This is a genomic window from Candidatus Dormiibacterota bacterium (assembly GCA_035544955.1).
Taxonomy (GTDB): domain Bacteria; phylum Chloroflexota; class Dormibacteria; order CF-121; family CF-121; genus CF-13.
This window is the reverse complement of the sequence record DASZZN010000051.1, coordinates 102,474-118,142: the sequence shown is the minus strand read 5'-3', so window position 1 is coordinate 118,142 and position 15,669 is coordinate 102,474. Positions and strand designations below refer to the sequence as shown.

Here is a 15,669-nt window from a genome sequence, read left to right as displayed (position 1 = left end):
GATTTAGGCGCCTTGAAGGAGCCAGACGAGGTCGGCGCGGGTCGGGACCCGCGCGACATCATCCTTCCTCAGCCGGGCTTTCGGACAGTGCTTGCCAATCGCGACTTCCGGCTGATCTGGTCGGCGCAGGTCGCCTCGCAACTGGCCGACAAGTTCTTGATGTTCGCCCTGCTCATCCTGACCTACAGCATCAGCCGGGCGAGCACTCACGGCGCAGCGCTCTTCCTCGCGTACACCTTTCCGTCGGTCTTTCTCAGCCCGCTGGCCGGCGTGTACGCCGACCGCCACGACAAGAAGCGCTTGATGTTCTTCACCAACGCGATCCGAGGCGGCTTGATTCTGCTCATCCCACTCAGCCAGGTCACCCCCTACTTCGAGCACGTCACCTGGCACCTCTTCGTCATCATCTTTCTGTTTGCCGCGGTCGGCCAGATCTTCGCGCCGGCGGAAGCGGCATCCATCCCCTTCATCGTCGGGACCGAGGAGCTGATGACCGCCACCTCGATGTTCACCAGCACGGTGATCGTCACCCTGCTGATCGCCGTGCCGCTCTCAACCCTCGCCGTGCGCTTTCTCGGTACCAACTCGCCCTATTGGATCGCCGCCGCCCTCTTCCTGCTGGCGGCCTGGCTCATCTACCTGGTCAAGAGTGACCTGCGCGCTCGCAGCCACGAGACACCAGAGGTGAAGACCGATATCCTTTATGAGCTCCGGGAGGGCATCGCCTACATCGCGGCGCGTCCCCTGGTGCGTTTCGCGGTGCTGCAGTTGAGCCTGACGATCGCGGTGATCTTCTCGATCTTCGTGCTGGCGCCCAGCTATATGAGCACGGTGCTCCACCTGCAGGTCACCGACGTCTACCTCTTCCTGGCCCCGGCCGTGATCGGGATGCTGGCGGCCGCGTTCTACCTGGGCCAGTATGGGCGCCACTTCCGGCGCAGCCGCCTCCTGATCGGCGGGTTACTCTCCGCCGGCGCCACGCTGATGCTGATGGCTTCAGTCCCATACCTATTGGAGCAGCTCGGCGTCAAGTGGCTGCTGGTTTCCTTCCCGGTGGTCTTCGGGTTCATCGGCGGCCTGGAATTCGGCATGCTCTTCATCCCGGCCTTCACGGTCTTGCAGGAAAAGACGGAAGCGGAACTGCGCGGCCGCATCTTCGGCGCGATGTTCACGGTGGTCAACGCCGCCGTCGCCGTCCCCATCCTGCTGGCTGGCGGCCTCGCCGACCTCTTCGGCGTCACCTGGGTCATCTTCGGCATGGGCTGCCTGCTGGTCGGGAGCGGTCTGATCTCGGCGTTGGCCGGCCGTCGCAGTCCGCTGGTGCCGCCGACCCTCTCCAAGGACGGAACAGCCCGGCTCTAGCCGTTACAGCAAGATGAGGCCGCGACCGTCATATCGGCTGCTCATTGTGCTGCTGACGCTTGTGGCGATTGAAGCCGTAGGTTATGCAAGTTGGGCGATAACGATCGCGCCAGAACCTCCTTCTCCGCATCCGGTCCCCCCCGGCATGAGCTGGGGATCGTCGGTAAGCCACATGTACGATTCATTCATCCCCTGGGTTCGGCTCGGCTTGGCAAGCTGGGTTGCGCTGACCATTGCGAGCGGGGTCGGCGTTTGGCGCGGGTGGAGTGTGGCTTGGTACCTTGCCTTCACGTTGCAATTACCCCAGGTTGCAGTCTTTGGGGCATTCCTCCTGGGGACCCTGCTAGCAACTGACCATCAGGTCACGTTAATCGGGCTCGCCGTCCTCGTGTTCGCAGTCCCAATCGGAGTTGTGGTACTCCTGTGTCAGAAGGTGGTCCTCGAGAGTTTCGAAATAGCCGTGTTTTGATCACGCGCGATTCGACGAGACAGTCCGTATTCGGGGCCAGTACGGTAAACTCGCGCGCAAGGGCGCATAGCTCAGTTGGTACGAGCGCTTCCATGACAAGGAAGAGGTCACAGGTTCGACTCCTGTTGCGCCCACCAGCCCCTGCCAACGAGCTGCCCTGGTGATGTGCCAATTCGTGGGGAGTTCTGCGTTGTACACGTATGGCATCCCGGGCGACTCGCCTTCGGCAGTGGCTGGCGCAGCTGCTCGACTACGTTCTGTTGCACGGCCCCAGGCTGCCGTAAACCCGCTACCGTCTAGCGCATGGCAGTCGAAGCCGAGCTGCTCTCCCTGGCGGACATCCGCGCCGCCGCCGATCGGATTCAGCCCCATGTCGTGAAGACGCCGACCCTGTCCGGCGAGGCGCTTGCGGGTGCGGGCGTTTGGCTGAAGGCCGAGAACTTGCAGCGGACCGGCTCCTTCAAGGTGAGGGGTGCCGTCAATGCCGTCCTGCAGCTGAGTCCCGAGCAGCGTGACCGTGGCGTCATCACGCTGTCCGCCGGAAACCACGGTCTGGCGCTGGCCTACGCGGCGCAGGTGGTCGGGACCCGGTGCGTCGTCGTTGTCCGGGAAGACGCGCCGATCACCAAGCTCGAGGCAATCCGCCGCTACGGCGCAGAGATCGTTTTCACACCGCTCGCGCAATGGCAGGAACGCCTGGAGGCCGAACAGCGCGCCCGTGATCTTCACCTCGTCCACCCGTTCGACGACCCGGCCGTCGTAGCCGGGCAAGGCACCGTCGGCCTCGAGTTCCTGGCGGCGGTCCCCGACGTTCGCACGGTGGTCGTCCCGATCGGCGGCGGTGGCTTGATCTCGGGCATCGCCGTCGCCGTCAAGCAGCAGCGCCCGGCGACCCGCATCATCGGCGTCGAGCCCGAGCAGGCCCCCTGCGTGAGCGAGAGCCTCGCCGCTGGTCACCCGGTCGTGCCATCGCGGCTGGACACCGTCGCCGATGGCCTGGCGGCGCCCTACACTCGACCATTTACCCTGGCGCTGATTCAGCGCTACGTCGACGAGGTGCGCACCGTTAGCGACGCGGCGATCATCGAGGCGCTCAAGCTCATCGCCCTCGGCGCCAAGCTGGTCGTGGAGCCCGCCGGGGCAGCCGCGATGGCGGCGTTGCTAGCCGACCGCCCGATCCAGCGGCCGGTTGTCATCATCCTGAGCGGTGGCAACCTCGACGGCCCGCGACTCAGCGCCTGGCTCGCGACATGAAAAAATCCCCGGGCGCTGTACCCGGGGATTTTGAGCGAAGGGCGGTTTGACTGTCTTAACGCAACCGGGACCAATCTCTTACGGGCATGGCGCATGCAATAATTTCGGTCGACGATGAGCATCGCCCCGGACTCGAGCACGGCCGGCCTCCTCATCTTCGAGAACGATCCGCGCCAGGCGATCGCCTATCAAGAGTTGTTTGCCGATAGCGGCTTCCAGGCCCAGGCCGCGCTGCCCGACCAGGACGTGCAGCAGTTGTGCGAACGCGTCAAGCCCGTGACCGTCCTGGTAGACATGGCCATCTGGGAAGCCGACACGGCGTACGTATTCGGCGTGCTCACTGGAGCACAGGGTTTCGAGCGCCCGCTGATCATCGCGCTCTGCATTCTTCCTCACCAGGTGCGGCGTGCCAAGAAGTTCGGTGCCGACGGCATCTGGGTCCGCGGCGTCGACGATGCGGCGTCGCTCCCCCGGCTCGCGGGTGACCTGCTCCAGCAGCGCCGCGAGGGAAAGCTCAAGCCGCGAGCGCCCTCAACGCCGTTGTAATCACCCGCACTAGCCAGCGCCAAAGAGAGCCAAACGTTTTCTTTACACCTCTTCGTCGTCCGTTGACCCGCCGCCGACCTTATCCCCAGCTATTCCTCTGCCCGGTGTTGCGATGTGGATAATCGCGGCCGACACTTGACACACAAGAACGGGCGCGCATAATCAATAACGCGTCAGGGGAGACCGGTCTCGGCAGGGACCGCAAGAAGGGTGGTCTCGGCGGGGAACGCAAGAAGTTGGAGGGAAACGTTTGATCGCTCACGGTTTGAAGCAAACCGCTTCGCTCAAGATCTGCGCTCGTCCGGGATGCGAGGCCTCCGTCAAGAAGGCAACAGCCAAGTACTGCAGCATTCGGTGCTGTGCCATGGACCCGAGCCGGCAAGAGCGCCTTCGACGCCAGGCCCGTCGCGCGCCGATCATTCCCCTGGCGCATCAGCTCCCTCTCATGTTCCAGGTCCATCGGGACATCGAGGCGTCGCTCGATGACCGGACCTTCGGCCGGGAAGACATCCCGGCCGGTCTGCAGCGACTCCGCGCCGTTTAAGCCGGACCGGTCCGTTCCGACTCGCTCCGTATAATCGGCTGCACCTGTGAGGGGTGAGCCATGAGTCAAGATCTGGAAACCCTGCGCCATTCGACCGCGCACGTGATGGCGGCCGCCGTCCTGGACCTCTTTCCCGGCACCGAAATCGGTATCGGTCCGGCCACCGACGAGGGTTTCTACTACGACTTCGCCTTCAAGGATCGGCTCCTCCCCGAGGCTCTGCCACGGATCGAGGCAAGGATGCGCGAGATCATCAAGCAGGCTCCGCCCTTCGTGAAGGAGGAGATCCCGCGAGCGGAGGCGGTCGCGCTCTTCCAGCGGCTGCACCAGCCGCTCAAGGTCGAGCTGATCGCCGACAAGGTCACCGAGGCGACGGCGCGCGTCTATCGGACCGGCGACTTCGTCGACCTCTGTCTGGGTCCGCACGTCGCGAACGCCGGCCAGTTGGGCGCCTTCCGTCTGCTCTCCATCGCCGGCGCGTACTGGAAGGGGAGTGAGAAGAACCAACAGCTCACCCGCATCTACGGCACCGCGTTGCCGACCGAGGCGGAGCTCGAGAAGCACCTGAAGATGCTCGAGGAAGCCGCCAAGCGCGACCACCGCAAGCTGGGCAAGGACCTCGACCTGTTCCTGGTCGACGAAATGGTCGGTCGTGGGCTGCCCCTGTTGACCCCCAGGGGCACGGCCGTCCGCCGCCAGATGGAGGAATTCATTCTGCGGCTGGAACGACGCCAGGGTTACCAGCACGTCAAGACACCGGACATCGCCCGTCTCGAGATCTACAAGATCAGCGGGCACTTCGAACGCTACCGGGAGTCGATGTACGCCCCGTCCGAGATGGAGGACGAGGAGTGGCAGCTCCGGCCGATGAACTGTCCCCATCACATCCGCGTGTTCCAGCGGAAGGCCTACAGCTTCCGGGACCTGCCGGTGCGCCTTGCCGAGCTGGGGACGGTGTACCGCTATGAGAAGTCTGGTGAGGTCTCCGGCCTGATCCGGGTCCGCGCCTTCACCATCAACGACGCCCACATCTTCTGCCGTCCCGATCAGCTCAACGAGGAGTTCGAGCGGGTGATCGAGCTGATCCTGCAGGTGTACCGGGCGTTCGGCATCAAGGACTTTCATTTCCGGCTCTCCCTTCGCGATGACGTCAGCAACAAGTGGATGGGGGACCCCGCCGTATGGGAGCGCGCCCAGGACGCCGCCCGCGAGGCCCTGCGCGCCTCCGGCCATCCGTTCGTCGAAGCGCCAGGGGAGGCCGCCTTCTACGGACCGAAGCTGGACGTCCAGATCAAGGACGCGATAGGTCGCGAATTCTCGCTCTCGACCAATCAGATCGACTTCCTGATGCCGGAGCGCTTCGGCCTGGAGTATGTGACCTCCGAGCAATCCATGGCGCGACCGGTGATGATCCACCGAGCCCCGATCGGCTCGATGGAGCGCTTCATGGCCTACCTGATCGAGACGTACGCCGGCGCCTTCCCCGTCTGGCTGGCTCCGGTGCAGCTCGTCTTCATCCCGATCGCCGACCGGCACCTGGAGGCCGTCGGCAAGCTCGCCGATCGGTTTCGGCAGCGCGACCTGCGAGTCGAGGTGGACGGGCGGAGCGAACGCATGCAAGCAAAGATCCGCGACGCGCAGCTGCAGAAGACTCCTTACATGGCCGTCGTCGGCGACAAGGAGCTGGAAGCGGGCGCCCTCAACATCCGGCGGCGTGAGGGCGGCGAGCAGGAGTCGGTCGGGACCGACGACTTCCTGGCGCGGCTCGAGCGGGAAGCGCAGCTTCCGCTGGAGTGATATACTCGCGCCTGCCAAGAGAGGCTGTCCGAACTCTCACCTCCAGGCCGGTGCCGAAGAGGTCAAGCGGACGAAGATAGCCTCAGGGCTATCTTTTTTGTTTTCGAAGGAGGCTTGATCCACGGCATTTAGGGAACTTCGGATCAACGACCAGATCCGCGCCGCCGAAGTCCGCGTCATCGACGATCGGAACGAACAATTGGGTGTCCTGCCGATCGACCGCGCCAAAGCGCTGGCCATCGAGCGGGAGATGGACCTGGTGGAGGTCGCTCCGCAGGCACAGCCACCGGTGGCTCGGATCATGGATTACGGCAAATTCAAATTCGAGAGCATCAAGAAAGAGAAAGATGGGCGCCGCAAGCACAACGTCATCAAGGTCAAAGAAATGAAACTCCGTCCCAAGATCGGCGAGCATGACTTTCAGACGAAGTTCCATGCTGTCAAGTCCTTCCTCGAAGAGGGGGACAAGGTCAAGTTGACGATCATGTTCCGCGGCCGCGAGATGGTGCACCAGGACATCGGCAAGAAGCTGCTCGACCGGATGGCGCTCGAACTGAAGACCATCAGCACGGTCGAGCGGATGCCGTTGCTCGAAGGGCGAAACATGATCATGATCCTGGCTCCGGCTGGCGCAGCGGCGGCCGCTCAAGCGCCGCCCCCGCCTCAAGCCCAGGCACGGACGAATTAAAGGAGCGATCGATGCCTAAACTTCGCACTCATCGCGCGTCGGCCAAGCGGTTTCGCATGACCAAGACCGGCAAGATCGTGCGGCCGCATGCCCAAAAGAGCCACCTGCTCGGTCACAAGAGCCCGCGCCGGAAGCGGCAGTACAGCAAGCTGCTGGTGTTGACCGGCAAGGATGCTCGGCGCCTGCGCCGCGCGGCCCCCTACATGAAGGACCAGACCTGAGATGCCTCGCGTAAAGCGAAGCGTTCCCGCCCGCCGGCGTCACAAGAAGATCCTCAGCCTCGCCAAGGGCTTCCGCATGACGCACCGCACGCTCTTCCGGCCGGCCAACGAGGCGGTGCTCCATGCGCTCGAGTACGCCTATCGCGACCGCCGCGCGCGGAAGCGCGACATGCGCAAGCTCTGGATTGCCAGGATCAACGCGGCGTCGCGCAGCCAGGGGATGCCATACAACCAGTTCATGCACGGCCTAAAACTCGCCGGCGTCAACATCAATCGCAAGATGCTGGCGGATCTGGCGGTTCGCGATACGGCGTCCTTTAGCGAACTGGTTTCCGTCGCCCGTGGCGGCCCGAAGGCGTGAACTAGCGCCCATTCAGGTGAACGCCCCCAGCGCTCGGTTGAATTGACGCAGGGTGTTGCGGGCGAACTCCAGCAGCTCAGGGCGAGCGCGCGCGACCGCATCGAGGCCGCGACCGACTACAGGGCGCTCGAAGACCTTCGCGTCGGCTTGCTCGGGAAGAAGGGTGAGCTGACCGCGATCCTCAGGCGGCTCGGAAGCCTACCGGCTGCCGACCGGGCCGCCGCCGGGTCGGAGGCGAATCAGCTCAAGGCAGACATCTTTCAGTGGATCAACCAGCGGATGGGCGGGCTCGAGGCGAAACGCCACACCGCTCTGGGCGATACCGAGTGGGTCGACCTGTCGTTTGTGCCGAACCCGGTGCGCCGCGGTCACCTGCATCCCCTGACGCTGATCCTGCGCGAGGTGAAGGCGATCTTTTCCCGGCTCGGCTACGAGGTCGCGCTGGGCCCCCAGGTGGAGGATGAGTTTCACAACTTCGAGGCACTCAACATTCCCGAGGAACATCCCGCGCGCGACACGATGGATAGCTTCTACGTCGAGGCCGACAAGCTGCTGCTCCGTACGCACACGTCACCGGTGCAGATCCGCTACATGCAGAGCCACAAGCCGCCGATCCGGATCATCGCCCCCGGCGCCGTCTACCGCCGTGACGCGACGGATCCCTCGCACGGCGCGCAGTTCTATCAATTCGAGGGTCTCGTCGTGGATCACGATATCCGGCTCTCCGACCTGAAGGGGACGATCGAGTATTTCGCACGCTCGCTCTTCGGTCCCGACCGGCGCATTCGAATCGTGGGTGATCACTTCCCCTTCACCGAGCCGAGCATCGGAGCGGCCGTTTCCTGCGGAATCTGCGGTGGCACGGGCTGTCGCAGCTGTAAGGGCGGCTGGCTGGAGATCCTGGGCGCCGGGATGGTACATCCCCAGGTGCTTCGCAACGGTGGCATCGACCCGGAGCATTACTCCGGCTTCGCCTTTGGCGCCGGGTTGGACCGGCTGGCGATGCTCAAGTACAACGTGACCGACCTTCGCCTGTTCCTCGAGAACGACGTGCGTTTTCTGCGGCAATTCTGATGCTGATTTCACTCAACTGGCTCAAGGAATTCGTGGACATCTCGGTCGATGTCGAGACGTTAGCCGAGCGACTGACCCTCGCCGGAAATGAGGTCGCGGGGATCGCTCAGCAAGAGGTCGACTTCGATGGCGTCATCGTCGCCGAGGTCAAGCGCCTGCGGCCGCTTCCTGGATCGACGAAGAACCAGATCGTAGGCGTGACCACTGGCGCCGCGGTGGTGGAGGTGGTCTCCGGCGCGTGGAATATCGCCGTCGGCGACCGGGTGCCGTATGCGACGCTTGGGTCGCGCCTTGGCGACCGCCGCATCGAAACCAAGACCTTTCTCGGCTTCCCGTCGGCCGGCATGCTCTGCTCCGCGATCGAGCTCGGCCTGGGTGAGGACGCCGCGGGGATCATGGTCCTCGACCCCGGGGCTGTGCCCGGCCAAGATCTCCACGAGCTCTACCCGCGCGACACCATTCTCGAGCTCGAGATCAAGTCGAACCGCCCCGACCTGCTCTGCCATCTGGGCATCGCGAGAGAGGTTGGTGCCATCTTCAATCTCCCGGTGCGCGAGCCGAAGATCGTAAAGGCGCGCACCAACGGGGCGCCAGAGCTGGTCCGCATCGACGCCGCCGACGGTTGCCGCCGGTTCGTCGGCCGACTGATCACCGGAGTGACGGTCGCGCCCTCGCCCCCCTGGATGCAGGCGCGGCTCCGGGCCGCCGGCGTCCGGCCGATCAGCAACGTCGTCGACATCACGAATTACGTGATGCTCGAAACCGGCCAGCCGATGCATGCCTTCGATTACCGGCGTCTCAAGGATGGGCGGATCGTGGTCCGGCGGGCTCGCGACGGTGAGGAACTGGCCGGCCTCGATGGGAAGACGCGGCGGCTGACGTCCGGCGACATGGTCGTGGCCGATACCGAGCGGGCGCAGGGGATCGCCGGCATCATCGGTGGCGCCCCCAGCGCCGTCCAGCCGGGGACGACCGACATCTTCCTCGAGGCCGCCAACTGGGAGCCGCGGTCGATTCGGCGGACGGCACGCGTGCTAGGCCTGCGCACCGAAGCCTCGTCGCGCTTCGAAAAGGGGTTGAGCCCGGCGCTCAGCCTCCCCGCGGTCGAGCGGGCGGCGACCCTGGTCACGGAACTGGCGGGTGGAACGCCGACGACATCGACCGACGTCTATCCCCACCCGCTCAAGCCGATCACGATCGAGGTGGGCGCCGAGCGCATCGAGCGTGTCCTCGGCGTGAGTGTCGAACTCGGGGAGGCTGCCAGTATCCTGCAGCGCCTTCGCTTCAAGGTGGAGAACACCAACCGCGTGTTGCGCGCACAGCCGCCAGAGTTCCGCCTCGACTGCGCGATTCCCGAGGACCTGGTCGAAGAGATTGGCCGCATTTACGGCTACGACCGGGTCCCGAGCACCCTACCCGGAGCTCGCATCCCCGTCCGCGACCTGTACGGGCGAGGGGACGCCGACGAGACCGCGCGCGAGGTGCTTGCCGGTCGCGAGCTCGATGAGGCCGTGACCAGCAGCATGGTCAGCGCGGAGGGGACGCTCGAGATCGCGATGCCCGTGGCAGCTCCAGCCCTGGTGAAGGTCAAGAACCCGATGGCCGAGAACCGCGACGCGCTGCGTCGCAGCCTGCTGCCCGGCCTCCTCGAGGCGCTGGCCTTCAACGCTCGCCAGGACCAGGGAGGCGCACGCCTCTTCGAGCTCGGCTCCGTCTTCTGGAAAAACACGTCGACTGCAGTCGACGAGTCGATGGTGTTGGCCCTCGCGGCCCATGTTCCGGCCGGGGGCGCCGACGCCGCGGTCGCCGAACTACGCGCCATGCAGGCGACGCTCGCGACCCTGCGAGACCGTTTCGCAATGCCATCGACCGACTTCAAACAAGCCGAGTTCGCCGACTCGGATCGGGGGAGGTTTGCCGGTTTCCACCAGGGACGCACCGGTGAGGTCGTCGAGGACAGCGAGCCCATCGGGGTCGTGGGGGAGGTCCACCCGCAGGTCCTGGCCCGGCTTGGCCTTCCCGGCCGGGTGGTGGTGGCGGAGGTTCTCTTCGACCGCTTTTCGGCGGGTGGGCGACAGACGCCGCAAGCCCGGCCGTTGCCGCGTTTTCCGGGGGTCCGGCGGGACCTTACGGTCGTGATTCGGGGCAAGATCGCGGCCAGCGCGGTGCTGCAAGTTATCCGGGAGCTGGGCGGTTACACGTTGCGGGACATCTCTATGGTGAGCGAATACCAGGGGCCCCAGCTGGAGGCTGGTGCCCGCAGCCTGTCATTCCGCCTGCATTACCAGGCCGACGACCGGACCCTCTTAAACGAGGAGGTCGCCGCGGTTCAGCAGCGCATCATCGACGGCCTCAGATCGCGCTTGGGGGCCGAGGTGCGGTCCTGATGGACTTCCTGGACCTGATCATCGTCTGCATCCTGTTTCTGAACATCTCGCTCGGCTGGGCGTTCGGGCTGGTGCGGCGGATCGTCGCCTTTGCCGGACTCTTCGCCGGCGTGGGCGCAGCCACCCTGACGAGCGCGAACACGTCCACCTACATCGCCACCACGTTCGGCATCACCTCGGCCCTCTGGGCCCACGTCATCACCTACACCGTGATCGTGACCCTCGCGATCGTCCTCTTCGAGGTGCTCGGCGCGGTCTATCAGCGCTACCTCGATGCCATGATCGCACCGGCATTCGACCGGGTCACCGGGCTGCTGGCGGGCGCGGTCGTGGGCGCGTTCGAGGTGACCGTCATGCTGATCGTCGGGATTGGCCTGGTCAACGCGAAGCTGCCGGGCGGCTACGCTTACCCGCCGGCGTTCCTGACGGCCCAGGACTGGTTCAACGGTTCACTGCTGGCTCCGCACTTCTACGCCTTCGAGCCACTGACGCGGACGATCTTCTCGCTCGTGCTGCCCAGCAGCATCAGCAGCTACTTCACCCAGCTTCTGAGCCACTAGCGCCGACGCAACCGGCGGCCTGGCCAATCTGCTAATTAAGCCAACGTGGCCCTGACGACCCCGCGCCTGCCGCGCCGGTTCTTTGCCCGCGACCCGGTGGTGCTGGCTCGGGACTTGCTCGGGCGCGTGTTGTTCTACAAGACGCCGGAGGGGTTGCTGGCCGGCCGCATCGTCGAGACCGAGGCGTACACGGGCGACGCCGACGCCGCATCGCACGCGTTCCGCGGTCGCACCCCTCGTAATGCGGTGATGTTCGGCCCGGCCGGCTATGCCTACGTCTACTTCACATACGGGATGCACTACTGCCTCAACGTCACGGCGGAGCTTCCCGGCACCGCTGGCGCCGTGCTCCTTCGGGCCCTGGAGCCCCTTGCCGGAGTCGAGATCATGCGAGCCCGCGGCGATCGGGGGCCGGAAGCGCGGCTGCTGAGCGGCCCCGGAAAGATCGGCCGCGCCTTCGGCCTGACCCTTACGGACGATGGCCGCGACTTCACCCGCGGGCCACTAGGACTCGCTGCCGGTTCGCCCGTGCCCGATCGGGACGTGGCCCGATCACGGCGGATCGGCATTTCGCGAGCCATCGATCTGCCCTATCGTTTCGCGGTGCTCGGCAGCCGCTCGGTGTCGGGCCCTAAGGGAGCGTCACGGTGAGCGTCTGCACCGCCGGGGCGTTGGCGGGGTTGTAGTCGTAGGCCTGCACGCTCAGCGTGTGCGTGCTGCCCGAGGAGCCCCTGATCGCGAAGGTGTAGGGGGCCTGCGTCAACCGGATCGGTTTGCTGGCCCCATCGAGGAAGAAGTCGACTTCCTTGACCGCTTCGTCATCGGTCGCGGTGGCGGTGACCAGCACGCCGCCGTCGGACAGCGGCGCCTGTGCCAGCGTCAGCGTCGGCGACGTGGTCTCCGTAAAGAGCTGGCAGTTCTGCGTGGGCGCCTGCGGGAGGTTCTTGTCCTTCATCTCCTCCGGGTATCCAGGCGGATAGACGATGAAGCTCTTTACCGTCGTGAGGTTGGTCGGAATGTCGGCGGTGGCGAGCAGGCCGTCCGTGGTGCAGACCCGCAGCGGCTGCCACCAGTCGTCGTAGCGGGTGGGCGAGGTGCCGGCAATGAACCAGTCGGCGAGGGTCGTGGGGCAGCTCACGGTGGCCAGCAACCCGCTGGGCAGGCAGATGTTGACGCGCTTGAGCCCGTCCGGCACTGCGAAGTCCCTGACCGGTTTGTTCGCTTCATACGCGTTGAAGATGTCCTTGAAGATCAGCCCGGCGCCCTGCACGCCCCAGACCACGTTGAGGTTGGAGTTGACATTGGCCGGGCAGCCACCGGCACAGGTGTGGCCCATCCAGGCGCCGACGACGACGTCCGGGCTATACCCGATCAACCACGAGTCGCGCCAGTTTTCGGTGGTGCCGGTCTTGGAGGCGAACGGCCGCTTGATGTTCAGCGCCGCGCCGACCGGACGCAGGATGTCGCTGATCATGTAGGCGACCTGCGCCGGGAGCACGCGAACGCCCGCGTCCGGCTTCCACTCCTGCAGCACCTGGCCCTGGCTGTCGACCACCTTGAGGATGACGGTCGGATCGTGGTAGATGCCGCCCGACGCCAGCACGCCATAGGCGTTGAAGTGCTGCATCGGCACGACCTCGGTGGCGCCGATCGCCTGCGCGAGGCCGCGTTCCGGCGTCAGGTTCGAGTTCGTTAGGCCCATCATGCGCGCCGTCTGGAAGACACGGTCGTAACCCAGCTGGTTCAGTAGCTCGATCGCCGGGATGTTGCGCGACTCCACCAGCGCGCGCCGGATCGTGATGACGCCCTCGTCCCGATGGTCCCAGTCGACGAAGGGGTGGCCGTTGATCTTGCCCTGCTTGTCAAGGATCAGGGTCGATGGCGCATAGCCGTTGGCCAGGGCTGTCGCGTAAACGTAGATCTTGAAGGAGGAGCCTGGTTGCCGCCCCTGCCCGTCCGTGATGACGTTGTACTGACCGCCGATCGCCTGGTCGTAATAGTTGGCGCTGCCGACCATGGCGAGCACCTGGCCGGTGTTGGGATCGATCACCTCGGCTGCCCCGTTGTTGACGTTGCGCGCCTTCAGGTCAGGGCGGTTCACATTGTTGGAGACCGCCTGCTCGGCGATCCGCTGCAGGTTGTAGTCGAGCGTGGTCGTGACCCGCAGACCGCCGCCCGCGACGACGGCGTCCCCATATTTCTGACTCAGCTGGCGCAGCACATAGTCGACGAACCAGGGCGCCTTCAGGTCGCGCTGGATACTCCCGTCCTGAAACGTGAGCGTCTCTTTGACCGCCTTGTCGTACTCTGGCTGGCTGATGTAGTGGTCGCGGAGCATGGCGCGCAACGCCACATCCTGGCGACTCATTGCCTGGGCGGCGGTCGCTGGATTGTATGGGTCGAAACTCGAGGGCGCGTTCGGAATACCGGCAAGCATGGCGGCCTGGGCGATGTCCAGATCTTTTGCCGGCTTGGCGAAGTAGGTCTGGGCCGCGGCCTCGATGCCGTAGGCCTCGTGCCCGTAGAAGATCTGGTTGAGGTAGAGGGTCAGGATCTCGTTCTTGGTGAAGCGACGCTCGATCTCGAGGGCTAGGGTCGCTTCGCGGACCTTGCGCTCGATGGAGTTCGCGCTCCCCACGAACATGCGCTTGACGAGCTGCTGGGTGATCGTGCTGGCGCCCTGTTCCACGCGCTGATGGGTGAGGTCGGCGATCGCCGCCGCGACGATGCGGGGAAAGTCGATCCCTTGATGGGTATAGAACTGCCGGTCTTCCAGCGCAATGGTGGCGTCGATCAGGTGTGGGGAGATCGCGGACAGCGGGATCACCGTTCGGATCACGCCGTCGGTGTGCTTGACATAGAGCAGCACGCCGTTACGGTCGTAGATATTGGTCGCCTGCGCGAGTTCCTTCGGGTTGAGTGAGCTGGGGTTCGGCAGGTCGCGGGTATAGGTCTGGTACTTGTCGACCGCCTCGGCACCGCCACCGAGGCTGAGCAGGCCCAGGAGCGTGACCGCCACGATGAGAATCTTGGGCCCATGGCCGCGCCGCCGCCGCTTGATCCGGCTGATGGTGAGCACACGGATAGCGGCGAGCCGGGCAAACCGGTGCTTCTCTGGCGACACCGCGTGTACAACGGTTGAGATCGTTAAAAAAGCACAGGCAATTCCGTCATCCGCGTATATACTCGGCGTCTAGAACGCGTGACGAAACGATGAAGATGCGACAAAACCCTGATCACGGGGCCTATGACGCGGTCAGCGCGGGCGCCGTCGACCTCATCGACCGCGCGCATTTGAAGAACCGCATCGAGCGCGGCGACCGCTTGCGGGTAAAGCTCGGACTCGATCCGACCCGGCCCGACATCCACCTCGGCCACACCGTCGTCCTCCGGGCGCTACGCCGCTACCAGGAGCACGGCCACAAGGCGGTCTTGATCATCGGCGACTGGACGGCTCGGATTGGTGACCCGTCCGGCCAGAACGTGACGCGGCCTCAGTTGACGAAAGAAGAGGTCACGGCGGCCGCGAGGACCTACCTCGACCAGGCCTGGAAGATCCTCGACAAGGGCGAGACGGAGGTCCGCTATCAATCGGAGTGGTTCGACAAGATGCGGCTCGAAGACGTCGTCCAATTGACGAGCCGATACACCGTCGCCCGCATGCTGGCGCGGGATGATTTCGCCAAGCGCACCAAGGAGGGCCGGCCGGTCGGCATGCACGAGTTGCTATATCCGCTGCTGCAGGCTTACGACTCGGTGGCGGTCAAATCGGACCTCGAACTGGGTGGCACCGATCAGACGTTCAACCTGCTGGTCGGTCGGGACATCCAGGAGGCCTATGGCCAGCCTTCGCAGGACATCCAGACGATGCCGCTCCTCGAAGGGCTCGACGGTGTGCAGAAGATGAGCAAGAGTCTGGATAACTACATCGGGATCGACGAACCCCCGGACATCATGTATCGCAAGGCGATGGCCGTGCCTGACAATCTCATCGTGCGTTACCTGCAACTGACAACCAATGCGACCCCGGCCGAGATCGCGAATGAAGCCCGCGCCCTTCGCGAGGGCGAGAATCCGCGCGATGTCAAGCAGCGCTGGGCCGAGCGCCTCGTCCACCAGTTCCACCCGGATGCGTCGCCAGATACCTACCGCCAGGAGGGCGGCGCGTTTCGCAACGCACAGCCCGAGGAGGTGTCCGTGGTGCCGGGTGAGCGGACCATCGCGCAACTGTTCGTCGACGCTGGACTTGCCAGCAGTAAGGGCGAAGCCCGCCGGCTCGTGGGCCAGCACGGTCTCACCATGAACGATCAGCCGGTGGCCTCGGCGGAAGAGAAAGTCACACCCCAGGACGGCTGGGTCTTGCGGCGCGGCTCGCACCGAGTGGTGCGGCTGAAGCTGCGGTAGAC

General features: G+C 65.0%; 14 protein-coding genes and 1 tRNA gene. 14 read left to right on the top strand and 1 reads right to left on the bottom strand.

Going from position 1 to position 15,669, the window contains the following annotated elements:
• Positions 1-12: 12 nt before the first annotated feature.
• The 13 genes from VHK65_18670 to VHK65_18610 all read left to right on the top strand — a co-directional run bounded on the left by VHK65_18670 (position 13) and on the right by VHK65_18610 (position 11,914).
• Positions 13-1,362, top strand: coding sequence for an MFS transporter (locus tag VHK65_18670; protein HVS08175.1), 1,350 nt, complete (start codon positions 13-15; stop codon positions 1,360-1,362).
• 529 nt (positions 1,363-1,891) lie between these two features.
• Positions 1,892-1,968: transfer RNA gene (locus tag VHK65_18665), tRNA-Val, on the top strand.
• 166 nt (positions 1,969-2,134) lie between these two features.
• Positions 2,135-3,085 carry a threonine/serine dehydratase gene (locus tag VHK65_18660; protein ID HVS08174.1) on the top strand — a complete coding sequence of 317 codons (951 nt, stop codon included), beginning with the start codon at positions 2,135-2,137 and terminating at the stop codon, positions 3,083-3,085.
• A 114-nt stretch (positions 3,086-3,199) separates the two neighbouring features.
• Entirely contained in the window at positions 3,200-3,631 is a 432-nt protein-coding gene (locus VHK65_18655) for a hypothetical protein (GenBank protein ID HVS08173.1), read from the top strand.
• Positions 3,632-3,896: 265 nt separating this feature from the next.
• Positions 3,897-4,175 carry a hypothetical protein gene (locus VHK65_18650; protein ID HVS08172.1) on the top strand — a complete coding sequence of 93 codons (279 nt, stop codon included), beginning with the start codon at positions 3,897-3,899 and terminating at the stop codon, positions 4,173-4,175.
• 60 nt (positions 4,176-4,235) lie between these two features.
• Positions 4,236-5,972, top strand: a complete 1,737-nt coding sequence (gene thrS, locus VHK65_18645; protein HVS08171.1) for a threonine--tRNA ligase — start codon at positions 4,236-4,238, stop codon at positions 5,970-5,972.
• A 142-nt stretch (positions 5,973-6,114) separates the two neighbouring features.
• Entirely contained in the window at positions 6,115-6,660 is a 546-nt protein-coding gene (gene infC, locus VHK65_18640) for a translation initiation factor IF-3 (GenBank protein HVS08170.1), read from the top strand.
• 11 nt (positions 6,661-6,671) lie between these two features.
• Complete coding sequence (rpmI, locus tag VHK65_18635; protein HVS08169.1) at positions 6,672-6,881, top strand: 50S ribosomal protein L35; 210 nt, start codon at positions 6,672-6,674, stop codon at positions 6,879-6,881.
• A gap of 1 nt (position 6,882) precedes the next feature.
• Positions 6,883-7,242 (top strand): 50S ribosomal protein L20, encoded by a 360-nt coding sequence (gene rplT, locus VHK65_18630; protein HVS08168.1) that lies wholly within the window; start codon positions 6,883-6,885, stop codon positions 7,240-7,242.
• A gap of 42 nt (positions 7,243-7,284) precedes the next feature.
• On the top strand, positions 7,285-8,316 hold the full coding sequence (pheS, locus tag VHK65_18625; protein HVS08167.1) for a phenylalanine--tRNA ligase subunit alpha: 1,032 nt from the start codon (positions 7,285-7,287) through the stop codon (positions 8,314-8,316).
• A complete protein-coding gene (gene pheT / locus VHK65_18620) occupies positions 8,316-10,703 on the top strand; it encodes a phenylalanine--tRNA ligase subunit beta (protein HVS08166.1) in 2,388 nt (795 codons plus the stop codon). Before pheS ends, pheT begins: the two co-directional genes overlap by 1 nt.
• The gene (locus VHK65_18615; protein ID HVS08165.1) at positions 10,703-11,263 is read left to right on the top strand and encodes a CvpA family protein; all 561 of its coding nucleotides are present in this window, start codon (positions 10,703-10,705) and stop codon (positions 11,261-11,263) included. Before pheT ends, VHK65_18615 begins: the two co-directional genes overlap by 1 nt.
• Positions 11,264-11,308: 45 nt before the next feature.
• Entirely contained in the window at positions 11,309-11,914 is a 606-nt protein-coding gene (locus VHK65_18610; protein HVS08164.1) for a DNA-3-methyladenine glycosylase, read from the top strand.
• Here VHK65_18610 and VHK65_18605 read toward each other — a convergent pair.
• Complete coding sequence (locus VHK65_18605; GenBank protein ID HVS08163.1) at positions 11,895-14,387, bottom strand: transglycosylase domain-containing protein; 2,493 nt, start codon at positions 14,385-14,387, stop codon at positions 11,895-11,897. The genes VHK65_18610 and VHK65_18605 overlap by 20 nt on opposite strands.
• A gap of 89 nt (positions 14,388-14,476) precedes the next feature.
• Here VHK65_18605 and tyrS point away from each other — a divergent pair, with 89 nt between their 5' ends.
• The gene (gene tyrS, locus VHK65_18600) at positions 14,477-15,667 is read left to right on the top strand and encodes a tyrosine--tRNA ligase (protein HVS08162.1); all 1,191 of its coding nucleotides are present in this window, start codon (positions 14,477-14,479) and stop codon (positions 15,665-15,667) included.
• Positions 15,668-15,669 lie beyond the last annotated feature (2 nt).

Excerpts from the sequence above, each read along its gene's own strand:
- VHK65_18660 (HVS08174.1), top strand. The coding sequence starts at position 2,135 with ATGGCAGTCGAAGCCGAGCTGCTCTCCCTGGCGGACATCCGCGCCGCC.
- VHK65_18655 (HVS08173.1), top strand. The coding sequence starts at position 3,200 with ATGAGCATCGCCCCGGACTCGAGCACGGCCGGCCTCCTCATCTTCGAG.
- thrS (HVS08171.1), top strand. The coding sequence starts at position 4,236 with ATGAGTCAAGATCTGGAAACCCTGCGCCATTCGACCGCGCACGTGATG.
- rpmI (HVS08169.1), top strand. The coding sequence starts at position 6,672 with ATGCCTAAACTTCGCACTCATCGCGCGTCGGCCAAGCGGTTTCGCATG.
- rplT (HVS08168.1), top strand. The coding sequence starts at position 6,883 with ATGCCTCGCGTAAAGCGAAGCGTTCCCGCCCGCCGGCGTCACAAGAAG.
- pheT (HVS08166.1), top strand. The coding sequence starts at position 8,316 with ATGCTGATTTCACTCAACTGGCTCAAGGAATTCGTGGACATCTCGGTC.
- VHK65_18615 (HVS08165.1), top strand. The coding sequence starts at position 10,703 with ATGGACTTCCTGGACCTGATCATCGTCTGCATCCTGTTTCTGAACATC.
- tyrS (HVS08162.1), top strand. The coding sequence starts at position 14,477 with ATGAAGATGCGACAAAACCCTGATCACGGGGCCTATGACGCGGTCAGC.